Annotated in this window: 10 protein-coding genes; 5 read left to right on the forward strand and 5 right to left on the reverse strand. The window is 66.4% G+C overall.

Going from position 1 to position 13,823, the window contains the following annotated elements:
• Window positions 1-3: 3 nt before the first annotated feature.
• Window positions 4-1,311: an MFS transporter gene (locus tag AC5RVS_RS04800; protein WP_494107344.1), complete on the reverse strand. Its 1,308-nt coding sequence runs from the start codon at window positions 1,309-1,311 to the stop codon at window positions 4-6.
• A gap of 161 nt (window positions 1,312-1,472) precedes the next feature.
• Here AC5RVS_RS04800 and AC5RVS_RS04805 point away from each other — a divergent pair, with 161 nt between their 5' ends.
• Both AC5RVS_RS04805 and AC5RVS_RS04810 read left to right on the forward strand, forming a co-directional pair.
• Window positions 1,473-2,339, forward strand: a complete 867-nt coding sequence (locus AC5RVS_RS04805) for a methylenetetrahydrofolate reductase (RefSeq protein WP_493989796.1) — start codon at window positions 1,473-1,475, stop codon at window positions 2,337-2,339.
• A 341-nt stretch (window positions 2,340-2,680) separates the two neighbouring features.
• Window positions 2,681-2,983 (forward strand): hypothetical protein, encoded by a 303-nt coding sequence (locus AC5RVS_RS04810; RefSeq protein ID WP_494107345.1) that lies wholly within the window; start codon window positions 2,681-2,683, stop codon window positions 2,981-2,983.
• 206 nt (window positions 2,984-3,189) lie between these two features.
• Here AC5RVS_RS04810 and ligM read toward each other — a convergent pair whose 3' ends face one another.
• Both ligM and putP read right to left on the reverse strand, forming a co-directional pair.
• Complete coding sequence (gene ligM / locus AC5RVS_RS04815; RefSeq protein ID WP_494107346.1) at window positions 3,190-4,596, reverse strand: vanillate/3-O-methylgallate O-demethylase; 1,407 nt, start codon at window positions 4,594-4,596, stop codon at window positions 3,190-3,192.
• Window positions 4,597-4,856: 260 nt separating this feature from the next.
• Entirely contained in the window at window positions 4,857-6,368 is a 1,512-nt protein-coding gene (gene putP / locus AC5RVS_RS04820) for a sodium/proline symporter PutP (RefSeq protein WP_494107347.1), read from the reverse strand.
• A 231-nt stretch (window positions 6,369-6,599) separates the two neighbouring features.
• Here putP and AC5RVS_RS04825 point away from each other — a divergent pair, with 231 nt between their 5' ends.
• Both AC5RVS_RS04825 and AC5RVS_RS04830 read left to right on the forward strand, forming a co-directional pair.
• Window positions 6,600-8,333, forward strand: coding sequence for an ABC transporter ATP-binding protein (locus AC5RVS_RS04825; protein WP_494107348.1), 1,734 nt, complete (start codon window positions 6,600-6,602; stop codon window positions 8,331-8,333).
• 137 nt (window positions 8,334-8,470) lie between these two features.
• Window positions 8,471-10,369 carry an ABC transporter ATP-binding protein gene (locus AC5RVS_RS04830; protein WP_494107854.1) on the forward strand — a complete coding sequence of 633 codons (1,899 nt, stop codon included), beginning with the start codon at window positions 8,471-8,473 and terminating at the stop codon, window positions 10,367-10,369.
• A gap of 81 nt (window positions 10,370-10,450) precedes the next feature.
• Here the strand turns inward: AC5RVS_RS04830 and AC5RVS_RS04835 are convergent, their stop codons facing one another.
• Together AC5RVS_RS04835 and AC5RVS_RS04840 are read right to left on the reverse strand one after the other, a co-directional pair.
• On the reverse strand, window positions 10,451-11,239 hold the full coding sequence (locus AC5RVS_RS04835) for an IclR family transcriptional regulator (protein WP_494107349.1): 789 nt from the start codon (window positions 11,237-11,239) through the stop codon (window positions 10,451-10,453).
• A gap of 59 nt (window positions 11,240-11,298) precedes the next feature.
• The gene (locus tag AC5RVS_RS04840) at window positions 11,299-11,922 is read right to left on the reverse strand and encodes a cob(I)yrinic acid a,c-diamide adenosyltransferase (RefSeq protein ID WP_493989790.1); all 624 of its coding nucleotides are present in this window, start codon (window positions 11,920-11,922) and stop codon (window positions 11,299-11,301) included.
• A gap of 93 nt (window positions 11,923-12,015) precedes the next feature.
• Between AC5RVS_RS04840 and AC5RVS_RS04845 the strand changes: the two genes are divergently transcribed.
• Complete coding sequence (locus tag AC5RVS_RS04845) at window positions 12,016-13,782, forward strand: BCCT family transporter (protein WP_494107350.1); 1,767 nt, start codon at window positions 12,016-12,018, stop codon at window positions 13,780-13,782.
• The last annotated feature ends 41 nt before the right edge of the window (window positions 13,783-13,823 follow it).

Raw genomic sequence — 13,823 nt, forward strand, 5'->3', positions numbered from 1 at the left:
GTGCTAGGTGCGCGCCTGCCCCGACGGTTCGAGGGTCCGGTCCAGCGGGTGCTCAAGCTCGTCCTTCAGCATTCCGCCGAAAATGAGCGCCAGCACCGCCAGGAGCGGCAGGGCGAGGCCGATCAGGAGGAAGATCAGCCAGATGGGCACGACTTCGCCCAGCGGGCCGGCCAGCGCCATGGAGACCGGCATCAGCGCCAGCGAGACGAAGAAGTCAAGGCTGGAGATCCGGCCGAGCAGGTGCGGCGGCACCCGGCGCTGCAGCAGCGTGCCCCAGATGACCTGGCCCGCGCTGCCGGTCGCGCCGACCACGAACAGCGCGGCGGCCATCGCCCAAAAGCTGCCGGTGAAGCCGATGACGGCGATCGGCAGCGCGCCGGCGCCCCAGAACAGCAGCATCACCGTCAGGTAGCGCCGTGGCAGCCGCAGCGAGGCGGTGACCATCGCCCCCGTGGCGCCGCCGATGCCGAAGATGCCAAGCAGGAAGCCGAACGTGCGTGAGTCCCCGCCCAGCTGGTCTGCAACCGCAAACGGCAGCAGTACCTCGATGGGGCCGATGAAGATGAGTACGCTCACGACGGCCCACAGCAGCGTCCAGAGCAACCAGGGAGTCTTCAGCGTGTAGGCCACGCCCTCCCGCAAATCCGCCAGCACGGAGCCCCGCTTGGCCGTGGGCTCGTCTGCAGCGGCGACCGACGCCCTGGTCCCTGCATCCGGAACCAGTTCCTGGCCGAGGAAGTTCAGGATGATCAGCGCGGCCAGATGGCACAGCGTGATCCACCCGATGGCCGCACCGGGGGAGAAGGAGGCGACGATCATGCCGGCTGCCGCCGGGCCGGCGGCCTGCTGCAGCAGCGGCCGCATGGTGCCCTCCATGCCGTTGGCCGCCAGCAGGTCCTCGGCTGGCAGGATCCTCGGCAGGATGGCCGAGTAGGCAGGGAAGAAGAACGCGGCTCCCACACCCAGCAGGAAAGCGGCGGCGGCCAGGTGCCACAGCTGCAGCAGCCCGGTCATGGCCAGCAGGGCCACCGCGCCGATGGCCACCAGGTTGGCCGCTTCCACGCTGATAATCAGGCGGCGGCGCGGAAGCCGGTCGGCCGCGATGCCGCCGAGCAGTACGAACGCCAACAAACCGATGCTGGCGCAGGTGGCGACGAGCGAGAGCTGGATGGGCCCGCCGCCCAGGGCAATGACCTGATAGACCATGGCCACGGCCCACATGCCGGTGCCAAAGACCGAGATGGCCAGGGCCGAGATGAGGATCCGGTAGTTGCGGTGGGCGAACGGCCGCAGCGCGCGGGGCGTGGACATGGTGGTTCCTGGGATTAGAAGGGAAGGCTCCCATAGTATCCACCCAGTGATTGAGAAATGCAAACCACTCTTCAACCCCTATATCCGTAGTGGTTTTACGGCTAGACTCGCTGCAGGTCGGTCAAGGGTGACCGGCACCACACGTGGAAGGACTTCCGACTATGGCCGACCCCAAACACGCCCCGTCGCAGGCAGCCCGGACATTGCTTGACGACTTCTCGCTCGAGATGACCGGCAAGGATGTCCCCGCACTGGAAGACGCCGCCGGCACCATCCCGGCGGGGACGCGGATCAATGTCACCTTCCTGGGGAACGAGGACCTGCCGACACGGGTGGCGGCGGCCGCCGCCGTCAAGCGGCACGGCTTCGTGCCGGTGCCGCATGTCTCCGCCCGCCGGTTGGCGTCACGGGCCGAACTCGAAGACTTCCTGCGGGCGTTGTCCGCCGACGCGGCACCCGAGGACGTCTTCGTGGTAGGCGGCGACCCGGTCGAGCCGATGGGGCCCTATCCGGACTCGCTGGAGGTCATCCGCAGCGGGCTCCTGCCCCGGTACGGAATCCGCCGGGTCGGCATCAGCGGCTACCCGGAGGGGCATCCGGACATTTCCGGCGAGGTGTTGTGGAAGGCGCTGGAAGACAAGCACGCCGAACTGCAGCGGCAAAACCTTGAAGCGGTCATCATCACCCAATTCGGCTTCGACGCCGATCCCGTCTTCGAGTGGCTGGCCGAGGCCCGCCGCCGTGGGATTAACGCGCCGGTGCGCATCGGCATCCCCGGGCCGGCCGGGGTCAAGAGGCTGCTGAACTATGCCAAGCGGTTCGGAGTGGCGTCGTCGGCCGGAATCGTTCACAAGTACGGGTTCTCCCTGACCAACCTGCTGGGGACCGCCGGGCCGGACAAGTTCCTCGAGGAATTCGCCAGCCGCTATGACCCCGCTGTGCACGGTACCGTGAAGCTTCACTTCTACACCTTTGGCGGGATGAAGGCCACGGCCGACTGGGTCAAGGACTTCCGCGCCGCCCGCTAGCGGCGCGCGAACGGAAGCTCATCGGGGACGGTGACTCCGCGCCGCGGCGATGGTAGCGGGCTTCCCGGGGGCTGCGCTGTCCACGTTCAGACGGAATTGTCCATCTCTTGGTGCGCCATGGCGCCCTGACAAGGGACGATGCTTGAGCAGGTTTTAATACTTGGACAGCGCCGCTCCTTAGCAAGGCCGGAGTTAGGCCGGATTGGGCCACCCCATGGCCCCGCCCAGGTCGGCTGATCGAGCTCCAGAGGGCGTGGTGCGCAGTTCCCGGCCCTGTTGCGCGCCGCCGCTCTGTGATTAGGTGAAGGCAGGGCGCACCAGCGCTTGAGGGAAGGAGATTCATGAGCGAGGAAATCAACAACCCGGACCGCTACGACCGGACGGATCGCCGGGAGAGCCAGGGCAGCGAAACCTCCCGGGACGAGGAGTTGCTCCCGCCGGGCGAGTTGCCCGCGGACGCCAAGAAGGGCCTGGCGAACGTCTACGGCGATGCCGACCGGACAGCTATTGACGATCCAGTCAGCGCGCCCGGCCCCGAAGACGCCGCGGCCATCGAGCACATGGAACAGCACTACCGCGTCGGGGAGACCGAATCGGGCGAGCGGTACATCGAAGAGGCCGGCGGCCAGGACAACGGCAGCTGAAGCAGGTCCCGGCTGAGCAGCACCCGAAGACGGCGGCTGTCGTCGGTCCCTGCCTGAGGCAGATCGGCGCCTGAAGCGGGTCGGCCTCCGGGCGGGTTCGCAGGCCGGCGTCCAGTCGGCGTCGGCACAGCAACGCGGACGGCGGGGAAGGTGCCCCAGGCACTTTCCCCGCCGTCCGTCGTCGTCCTTGCCTAACGCAGGGTGAATCAGGCCTTCTGGCCGGAGCGCCAGCCGCCGGGGTAGTCCTGGCGCACTGCCTGGGAGTACGGCACGGGACTGACGATCGCCCGCACGTTCAGCTGCTGGTGCGGCTCCACGGTGGTCTTGCGGGTCCCGCCGTCGGGCTCGCCCCAGACCACTGTGACCTCCGTGCCTTCCGGTACATCGGCGTCAACCGTGGCCAGGGACAGCGCCCGGTTCTCGTTGGCGGAGTAGCCGGTGAACATGGACAAGCCGATCGTCTCGCCGGCCGCGTCGAGCACCGCGTCGTAGTTGGACGAACCGTAGTTGGCCAGCGGCAAATCGAAGTACTTGTACGGCGTGCCCTCGGTATCGAAGAGCGAGGCGAAGATCTTCGCCATGTCCTCGGCATTCCATTCGAGGGTGACCTTCTTGCGCTGGGCTGCCGGGTCGATCTTCTCCAGCGCCTCCCGGCCAATGAAGTCATGGTCGAACTTCACCATGTGGCCGTACCCAAGCTCCCAGGGGTTGAGGTAGTAGTCCTCGATCTTGTCGGAGACGAAGCTGCCGGCGACCGCGTTGACCGCCTCGTAACTGTCGGCGCCGAGCCATTCGCGGTAGGGGCGCAGCTCCTCGCCGGTGTAGATGGCCGGCAGCGGGGAAGGGATCCAGCCCGATTCCAGGGTGTTGGACGGATAGGCGCGTGAACCGACGGCCAGCAGTCCGAACTCCTGGCCGGCTTCCAGGATGGTGTCCCGTACCTGGTCATAGGTTTCGTACGGCCCCCAGATCTCCAGCCCCGGTGCGCCCGCCATGCCGTGGCGCAGGGTCTGGACCTGCTGGCCGGCGACCTGCATCTGGTCCATGTTGAAGAACTTCAGCTGTTCAACCTGACCGCCGTTGACCTTTTCAATGATCTTCCAGGCGTTCGGGCCCTGGATCTGGAAGCGCCAGTACTTGCGCTTCACCGGCTGTCCCATGGGCCGCGACGGCGAGCGCCGGTCCACCTCGATGTCCACGTCGTAGCCACCGGTTTCACCGTGGTAAATCAGCCAGTTGGCGGCGGGGGAGCGGCCCACGTAGACGTACTGGTCCTCGGTTTCGTGGAACAGGATGCCGTCGCCGATGACGTGCCCGGCCGGTGTGGTGGGAACGTACTGCTTGGCCTTGTTCACGGGGAAGCTGGCGACGGAGTTGATGGCGGTATCCGAAATCAGCTTCAGGGCGTCCTTGCCCCTGATGAACAGATTGTCCATGTGGTGCGACTGGTCGAACAGCACCGCGGAGTGGCGCCAGGCGCGCTGCTCGCTGCGCCAGTTGGTGAATTCCGGGGCGACGACGGGGTAAATGTAGGCGCCGATCTGCGAGTTGCGCAGCATCTCGACGGTGTTGCCGGATTGGTTCAAAACTTCCTGAAGATTCTTGGCGCTCATGGGTTCTTGTCCTCCTCGATGGCGGGCCGGAGTGTGACGCAATGCACATTTCCAAGATACTCCGACTCTATACCTATGGAGATAGGTATGTCGATGGTTTGAGGCGGGTGATTTTGGCGGAGGTTCGTCGGCCGGTACCGGCCGAGGATTGGCACTGCCGGGGGACGGATGACGGCGGGGCCGCGCGTGGTCCGCCATGCAAAAGGTGCCTTTCCCGGCGTCGGGAAAGGCACCTGTGCGGTCCGTTGGGCGGGAACCGGTCAGCGCTCCGCGGCGGCCATGGACGGCTTCCCGGCGGCGGCACGGCGAATCGCTTCGGCGAACTCCGTCTCGATGTCCGGCTGGGGCTTGTGCGTCAAGAGGCTGACGACGACGGCGACGGCGACGTTGAGGATGAAGCCCGGGACGATTTCGTACATGGTGGCCGAGAGCGCCGAGGTGCCCCAGACGAACACGGTGACCGCGCCGGCCAGCATGCCGGAGAGCGCGCCGGCGACGGTGAGCTTGCGCCAGAACAGGGACAGGATGATGGTCGGCCCGAACGATGCACCGAAGCCGGCCCAGGCGAACGCCACGAGCCCCAGGATGGTGTCGTTGCGGCTCCAGGCGAGGATGCCCGCCACGAGGGCGACGACCAGCACGCCCATGCGGCCGAGCATCACCTGCGTCTTAGCCGGCGCGTCCTTGCGGGCGAAGATCTTGTACAGGTCCTCCACCAAGGCAGACGAGCACACGATCAACTGGGAGGAGATGGTGCTCATGATCGCCGCCAGCACCGCGGCGAGCACGAAACCGGCGACAAGCGGGTGGAACAGAATCTGCGCCAGGTCCAGGAACACCGATTCGGCGGACTCGGCGTCCGTGAGGGTGGCGCCCGGGTTCTGCTGGAAGTAGGCCACACCCACCAGCGCGGTGGCAATAGCGCCGAGTACCGTCATGAGCATCCAGCCGATGCCGATCCGGCGGGCGGCCTTGGCCTCGCCGGGCGTGCGCAGAGCCATGAAGCGGACAATGATGTGCGGCTGACCGAAGTAGCCTAGTCCCCAGGCCGCAGCTGAAATGCCGGCGACTGCGCCACCGGTGAACAGGCTGAGGTGGCTCGGATCCACTTCACGGATGGAGTCGATGGTGGCGCCCAGGCCGCCGGTGGCGAAAACACCGACGATCGGAACCAGCAGCAGGGCCGCGAACATCAGCAGCCCCTGGGCCACGTCGGTGTAACTGGCGCCGAGGAAGCCGCCGAACAAGGTGTACAGGACCGTGACGCCGCCGACCACGAGCATGCCGAGCTCATAGCTGGAGCCGAAGGAGGATTCGAAGAAGACGCCGCCGGCCACCATGCCGGAGGAAACATAGAAGGTGAAGAAGACCAGGATGATCACGCCGGAGACCACCCGGAGCAGGCGGGAGCGGTCCTTCAGCCGGTTCTCCAGGAAGCTGGGTACGGTGATCGAGTTGTTGGATACCTCGGTGTAGGCACGCAGCCGCGGGGCAACGAACTTCCAGTTGAGCCAGGCCCCGATGGTCAGCCCGATGGCGATCCAGGCCTCAAAGAGGCCGCCGACGTAGAGCGCGCCGGGCAGGCCCATCAGCAGCCAACCCGACATGTCCGAGGCGCCGGCACTCAGTGCCGCGACGCCGGGCTTGAGGCCGCGGCCGGCGAGCATGTAGTCGTCCAAATCGCTCGTGCGCCGATAGGCCCACCAGCCGATGGCCAGCATGCCCGCCATGTAGATCAGCATGGCGATGATTTGGAACATCTGGTCGTTCACGAGGTTTCCTCCGCCGTGTATCGGTTTGGTGCGCCTCAGTCTTCCAGCGGGCTGGATGTGTGGCCAATTACCGGCCGCTATATGTCGCCCGGGAGGGGCCACCGCAGGGAAATCGACGTGCCTTCGAAGAGGGGAGAGAAGTTCATCCGCGGCGGGTTACAGCCGCTCCGGCCACGGTGTAGCCTCTATCTGGCCTCAATCCCTTTTCGCCGAAAGTTGCGTCACGTCCCGATGCTGCTCCGCCTCATCCGCCATTACGGCCGCCCCTACCTTCCCTACGTGTTCGCCGTGGTGGTGCTGCAGCTGATTGCGACCATCGCTGCGCTGTACCTGCCGAGCTTGAACGCCCAGATCATTGACGAGGGCGTGGCCCGCGGCGACACCGACTACATCTGGGGCACCGGCGGCCTCATGCTGGTCGTCAGCTTTATCCAGGTGGCCGCCGCGATCGCCGGGGTCTATTTCGGCTCCAAGGCCGCAATGGCCATGGGCCGTGACCTCCGCCGCGGCATTTTCCACAAGGTCACGGGGTTCTCCGCCCGCGAGGTAGGACGATTCGGCGCGCCCAGCCTGATCACCCGCGGCACCAACGACGTGCAGCAGGTGCAGATGCTCGTGCTGATGGGCCTGAACTTCATGGTGATGGCACCCATCATGTGCGTCGGCGGCATCATCATGGCGCTGCGCGAGGACCTCCAGCTGTCATGGTTGGTGTGGGCGTCGGTGCCGCTGCTGTTCGTCGTCGTCGGTGTGCTGGTCTGGAAGCTGATGCCGCTCTTCCGCATGATGCAAACGAAGATCGACAACATCAACGGCGTGCTCCGCGAGCAGATTACGGGCATCCGCGTGGTCCGGGCGTTTGTCCGCGAGCCTTACGAAGCCAAGCGCTTCGAGAAGGCCAACCGGGAACTGACCGATGTCTCGCTCTCGGTCGGCAACCTGTTCGTGCTGATGTTCCCCTCGATCGGCATGATCCTGCACCTGGCCACGGCGGCAGTGCTGTGGTTCGGCGGCCTGCGCGTGGACGCGGGCGAGATGCAGGTGGGCGCCCTGACCGCTTTCCTGCAGTACCTGCTGCAGATCCTGATGGCGGTGATGATGGGCACCTTCATGGCGATGATGATCCCGCGGGCCTCGGTCTGTGCCGAGCGCATTGGCGAAGTGCTCGATGTCGAGCCCTCCGTGCATGAACCCGACGAGCCGCAGAAAGCCCGGGAACCCGCCGGCGTCGTCGAGTTCCGCGACGTCACCTACGCCTATCCGGGCGCCGAAGAGCCGGTGTTGCGCAACATCAGCTTCACCGCCCGGCCGGGGCAGACCACGGCGATCATCGGCAGCACCGGCGCGGGCAAAACGACGCTGATCAGCATGCTGCCGCGGCTGTTCGACGCCGACAGCGGTCAGGTGCTGATTGACGGCGTTCCGGTCACCCGGATGGAGCGCACCGACATCACGGACCGCGTGGCGCTGGTGCCCCAGCGGCCGTACCTGTTCTCCGGCACGGTGGCACACAACCTGCGGTTCGGCGACCCGCACGCCACGGATGAAGAACTCTGGGAGGCGCTGCGGGTGGCCCAGGCGGAGGACTTCATCCGCGCCAAGGACACGCGGCTTCAGTCCGCGCTCTCGCAGGGCGGCACCAACGTTTCGGGCGGCCAGCGCCAACGGCTGTGCATTGCCCGCGCGCTGGTGGCCAAGCCCAAGGTCTACCTGTTCGACGACTCGTTCTCCGCGCTGGATGTGGCAACCGACGCCAGGCTGCGGGCGGCGCTGAAGGGGACCACCGGCGACGCGACGGTGATCATCGTCGCCCAGCGCGTGGCCACCATCATCGACGCGGACCAGATCCTGGTGATGGAGCACGGACAAATCGTGGCCCGCGGCACCCACGGGCAGCTGCTGGAAAGCTCGGAAACCTATCAGGAAATTGTTCAATCCCAGACTGCGGTGGAGGAAGCGGCATGACGCCGGACAAGGAAGCCCCGGCCGAGGTCGCCGCCGGGCCGGACCCCGTGACGGCGCCAACGCCGGGAGCCGCCGCCGAGGCCGAGGCCGAGGTGCTGGAAGAACAGTTCCAGCCGGGCGAGGCCGACCAGGATTTCATGACCGGGACGCCGGTCCGCAAGGCCCAGCACTTCTGGCCGTCCGCCAAGCGCCTGTTCGGGCTGCTGAAGCCGGAGAAGGCCGGGATCATCCTGGTGCTGGGCATGGTGCTGGTGGCAGTTGTGCTTAACGTGATTGCGCCCAAGGTGCTGGGCAACGCGATGGACGTCATCTTCAGCGGCGCGATCGGCGCGAACCTGCCCGCCGGCGCCAGCCAGGAAGAAGTCATCACCGGGCTCCGCGCCCAGGGCCAGGACCAGTTTGCCGACATGCTCAGCGGCATGGAACTGGTCCCCGGCGTCGGCATCGACTTCCAGCTGCTGGGCAACCTGATCCTGCTGGTGCTGGGGATGTACGTCGTCGCGTCGCTGTTCATGTGGCTGCAGGGTTGGCTGCTGAACCAAATCGTCATGCGGGTGGTCTTCGGGCTGCGCCGCGATGTGGAAGCCAAGCTGAACCGGCTGCCGCTGAACTACTTCGACACCCGCCAGCGCGGCGACATGCTCTCCCGGGTGACCAACGACGTCGACAACATCCAGCAGGCGCTGCAGCAGGCTTTCGCGCAGCTGATCATGTCCGCGCTGAGCCTGCTCGGCATCACCATCATGATGTTCATCGTCTCCTGGCAGCTGGCCCTGATCGCCCTGATTGCCTTGCCGCTTTCCGCCGTGGCGGCCGGCCTCATCGGCACCCGCAGCCAGAAGCTGTTCACCGCGCAGTGGAAGAACACCGGAGCGCTCAACGGACACATCGAGGAATCGTTCAGCGGCCATGATCTGGTCCGCGCCTTCGGCCGCGAGCAGCAGTCGGTGGAACAGTTCGACGAGAAGAACGAGGAGCTCTACAAGGCCTCGTTCGGCGCGCAGTTCGTCTCCGGCATGATCATGCCGGTCATGCAGTTCATCTCCTACCTGAGCTACGTGGGCATCGCCGTGGTGGGCGGCCTGCGCGTGGCGTCCGGTTCCATGACCCTGGGCGATGCCACGGCGTTCATCCAGTACTCGCGGGAATTCAACCAGCCGCTGGGCCAGATGGCGGGCATGGCCAACATGCTGCAGTCCGGCGTCGCCTCGGCCGAGCGCGTCTTCGAACTGCTCGACGCCGACGAGCAGGCTCCGGACACCGCCACCGCATCGCTGCCGGCCAAAACCGAAGGGCAGGTCCAGTTCCACAACGTCAGCTTCAGCTACAGCCCCGACAAGCCGCTGATCGAGGACCTCTCCTTCGCCGCGCGGCCGGGCGAAACAGTGGCGATCGTGGGGCCGACGGGCGCGGGCAAGACGACGTTGGTGAACCTGGTGATGCGCTTCTACGAACTGGATGCCGGCCGCATCACCCTCGACGGCGTGGACATCACCGCCCTCAGCCGCGCCGAACTGCGCTCCAAGGTGGGCATGGTGCTGCAGGACGCCTGGCTGTTCGGCGGCTCCATCTACGAGAACATCCGCTACGGCAACCTGGACGCCACCGAGGAAGAAGTCATGGCGGCGGCCAAGGCCACCTACGTGGACCGCTTCGTGCGGGCGCTCCCGGACGGCTATGACACGGTGATCGACGAAGAGGGCAACAACGTCTCCGCCGGTGAGAAGCAGTTGATCACCATCGCGCGCGCGTTCCTGGCGAACCCGTCGCTGCTGATCCTGGATGAAGCCACCAGTTCGGTGGACACCCGCACGGAACTGCTCGTCCAGCACGCCATGGCCGCGCTGCGCACGGACCGCACCAGCTTCGTCATTGCGCACCGGCTCTCCACCATCCGGGACGCCGACGTGATCCTGGTGATGGAGGACGGCAAGATCGTGGAGCAGGGCAACCACACGGCGCTGCTGGCGGCCGAAGGCCCGTACTACCGGCTGTACATGTCGCAGTTCGCGGCGGCCGCGGATCCGGTGTCCTGATCCCCTGAAGCGCAGGACGACGACGGCGGTGCCCGCTGCGGGCGCATCCCGCACCGCCCGCAGGCCCCCGCCGTCGGGCTCTTAGCGCGTGGCGCTTTCGGTGATCCGCTCCGCGGCGCGGTACAGCAGCGGGAGGTGGGCCGCGGTGGCGGCGTCCAGCGTGTCCGGGGTGGCCAGCATGTTGACCCCGACGGCGGCGACCACCGCTCCGGCGGCGTCGCGGATGGGCACGGACACGGTGCGGTGGCCCGGCTGCAGCTCGCTGTCGTTGACCGCGTAGCCCTGCCGCCTGACCCGCTCGATCTCCTGCCGGAAACGCCAGGTGCTGTCGATGGTCTGCTCGGTCAGCCTGCTGAGGCTGCCGTCGACGGCGGACCCGAAGTCGTCCGCGCGCAGTCCGGCCACCAGCACCTTGCCCATCGACGAGGCGTGCGCGGGAATTTGGATGCCGACCGTCAGGCCCGCGCGGATCATCCCGGGAACGCGGGTGGCCGCGATGCAGATCACGTCGCCGCCGGCCAGCACGCCCGCAGTGCACGGTTCGTTAAATTCCTGCGTCAGCCACTGGACCGCCGTCCGGGAGGCGCGGACCAGCGGAGAACCGGAGAGGTAGCCGTGGCCCAGCTCCAGCGCTTGATGGGTCAACGAGTACCGGTCGTCGCGGCAGCGCAGATAACCAAGGTAGACCAGTGTCCGCAGCACCCGCGCGGTGGCGGCACGGTTGAGGCCGGCACGGGCGGCAATCTCGGCGGCCCGCATCTGCGGGTGCCCGTCATCGAAGACGCTCAACACGGACAGGCCGCGCGCCAAGGTACGCACGGACGGCTCGGTCTTGGCCCCGGTTGCGGGCTCGGCGGAGGTGATGCTCATCACCGTCGAGGATACCCCCGGACCAATGCGTCGCGACGGCGGTTACACCCCGCGTAGCACTACTCGGTGCCGGACTGGTCCTCGAGGACGCCGCGAACGGAGGATTCCGGGACCCACATCACGTCCCCGTGCTCGGCGTTGGCCACCCGGGCCATCACGAAGAGCAGTCCGGAGAGCCGGTTGAGGTAACGGCCCGCCTCGGAATTGACCACGTCGCCGTACTCGTCCAGTGCGGCCCAAACCGCGCGTTCGGCGCGGCGCACCGCCGTACGGGCCTGGTACAGCAGCGCAGCGGAGAGGGTTCCGCCCGGCAGCAGCATGCCGCTGAGGTCCTTGGCTTCCTGCCTGAAGTGCTCGATGGCGCGTTCCAGCCGCTCCACATGCTCGGGAATGATGCGGGCGTCCGCAGGGTGATTGCCACGATACGGCACCAGCAGGTCGGCCATCAGGTCGAACAAATCGTTCTGGACGCTGACCAGCATGGCGCTGACCTCCGGGGACACCCCCCCGCTCGCCATGGCCACGGCCACCGCGGCGTTTGCGGCATCCACTTCGGCATGCCCGACAACCCTCGGGTCGTTCTTGGACACCTCGCCGTGGCTGCCGAAGTCGGTGTACCCGGTGTCTCCATAGTGGTCCATCCGGGTCTGGTCATCCCTTTGAAAGTCGCCATCTCCACTCATGCCTGCCATCATACTGACGGGACGTTTGACATCGAAGAGCCGCAGGAAGCCCGGGGCGCAGCATGCGCACAACCGGTGACAACAGTGAGGATCATGATGAGCAGCGAATTTACCGGCCCCTTGCCGACGGTCTCCCAGGATACGGGTGACGACGGGCAGCGGGGCTGGAATACCGTCGACAAGACGGTTTTCTTCGTTTCCGGCGGCATTATTGTTGCCATCTGCCTGCTGGGCGTTTTCTTTACGCAGCAGGTGACCGAAGTAACCGGATCCATTCTCGGCTGGGTGACCAACTCTTTCGGCTGGTTGTTCATCCTCGGCGCCACCGGCTTCGTGGTCTTTTCGCTGGTGCTGGCTTTCGGCCGGTATGGCAACATTCCGCTCGCGCGGGAGGGCGAAACAACCGAGTTCTCCACGATGTCGTGGATTGCCATGATGTTCAGCGCCGGCATGGGCATCGGTTTGATGTTCTTCGGCGTCTACGAACCGGTCACCCATCTGGCCTCGCCGCCCCCCTTCGTGGACGCGGCACCTGGATCCCCCGAGGCCGCGAACAGCGCCATGGCCTACACGCTCTTCCACTGGGGCCTGCACCCGTGGGCCATCTACTCGGTCGTTGGCCTGGCACTGGCCTATTCGACGTACCGGATGGGCCGCGGCAACCTGATGAGTTCGCCCTTCCAGGCGATCTTCGGCAAGGAACGGATCGAGAAAAAGGGCTGGGGCAAGCCGATCGACATCCTGGCGATCATCTGTACCAAATTCGGCTCAGCCACCTCGCTGGGCCTGGGGGCACTGCAGATTGCCGCCGGCCTGTCGCTGCTGCGGACCGGCCGGTTCGAGGAGAACCCCGGAGTCGCGGCTCCGATCCTGATCATCTGCGTGCTGACCGTGGGCGTGGTGATTTCGGCGGCCAGCGGCGTTGCCCGCGGCATCAAGTGGCTGAGCAACACGAACATGGTGCTGGCCGCGGTGCTGCTGCTGTTCGTGTTCGTGCTGGGTCCCACCGTCTTCATCCTTGACCTGGTCCCTGCCGCGATCGGCGACTACCTGGCCAACCTCGTCCCCATGAGCTTCCACTCGGCCGTCTTCGGCGGCACCGAGTGGCTGGCCAACTGGACCATCTTCTACTGGGCCTGGTGGATCTCCTGGACCCCCTTCGTGGGCACGTTCATTGCCAAGATCTCCCGCGGGCGGACGATCAAGGAGTTCGTCCTGGGCGTGCTGCTGGTCCCCACCGCCGTGAGCGTTGTCTGGTTCTCCGTGTTCGGCGGTGCGGGTATCCACCTGCAGCTGGGCGGTGAAGACATTGCCGGGACCGGAGACGAGGCGGCCGGCTTCTTCGCGACCCTGCAGAACTATCCGTTCTTTATCGGCGCAGCCATCGTGGTGATGGTGCTGACTGCGGTGTTTTTCGTCAGCGGCGCCGACGCCGGCGCCGTCGTGCTGGGAACGCTTTCCTCCCGTGGCCGAAAGGAGCCGTGGAAACCGCTGGTCATCCTCTGGGGCGTTCTCACCGGTACCGTCGCGGCCGTGCTGTTGTTCGTCGGCGGGCTTGACGCGCTGCAGACTTTCACCATTCTGGCCTCAACGCCGTTCGTGCTGATCATGGTCGGGCTTTGCCTCTCGCTGTACGTGGACTTGCGCCGGGATCCGCTGCGGCAGCGGCGCATGGGGCCGGTGCGCGGAGCCGTCAGCGTCCCCAGCAACGTGCCGTTTGCGGTGCCCTTGACGTCCGAGACGCCCGTCGTTCAGGCCGGACAGCCGGAGCGCATCAATGGTTCCGGCGGCCCCGACCATCCCGCCGGGGGACTGCCGGAGGACCTCGGCGACGGCAAAAAACACGGACACCACCCGTAGCCGGAACAAGCCAGGGGGCGGATCCAGCGTCGCGACGCCGG

The organism is Arthrobacter sp. Y3221048, from assembly GCF_059092685.1.

Bases quoted from the DNA above. Each gene is read 5' to 3' on its own strand.
- AC5RVS_RS04800 (WP_494107344.1), bottom strand. From the start codon at position 1,311: ATGTCCACGCCCCGCGCGCTGCGGCCGTTCGCCCACCGCAACTACCGG.
- AC5RVS_RS04805 (WP_493989796.1), top strand. From the start codon at position 1,473: ATGGCCGACCCCAAACACGCCCCGTCGCAGGCAGCCCGGACATTGCTT.
- AC5RVS_RS04810 (WP_494107345.1), top strand. From the start codon at position 2,681: ATGAGCGAGGAAATCAACAACCCGGACCGCTACGACCGGACGGATCGC.
- ligM (WP_494107346.1), bottom strand. From the start codon at position 4,596: ATGAGCGCCAAGAATCTTCAGGAAGTTTTGAACCAATCCGGCAACACC.
- AC5RVS_RS04825 (WP_494107348.1), top strand. From the start codon at position 6,600: ATGCTGCTCCGCCTCATCCGCCATTACGGCCGCCCCTACCTTCCCTAC.
- AC5RVS_RS04830 (WP_494107854.1), top strand. From the start codon at position 8,471: ATGACCGGGACGCCGGTCCGCAAGGCCCAGCACTTCTGGCCGTCCGCC.
- AC5RVS_RS04835 (WP_494107349.1), bottom strand. From the start codon at position 11,239: ATGAGCATCACCTCCGCCGAGCCCGCAACCGGGGCCAAGACCGAGCCG.
- AC5RVS_RS04840 (WP_493989790.1), bottom strand. From the start codon at position 11,922: ATGAGTGGAGATGGCGACTTTCAAAGGGATGACCAGACCCGGATGGAC.
- AC5RVS_RS04845 (WP_494107350.1), top strand. From the start codon at position 12,016: ATGATGAGCAGCGAATTTACCGGCCCCTTGCCGACGGTCTCCCAGGAT.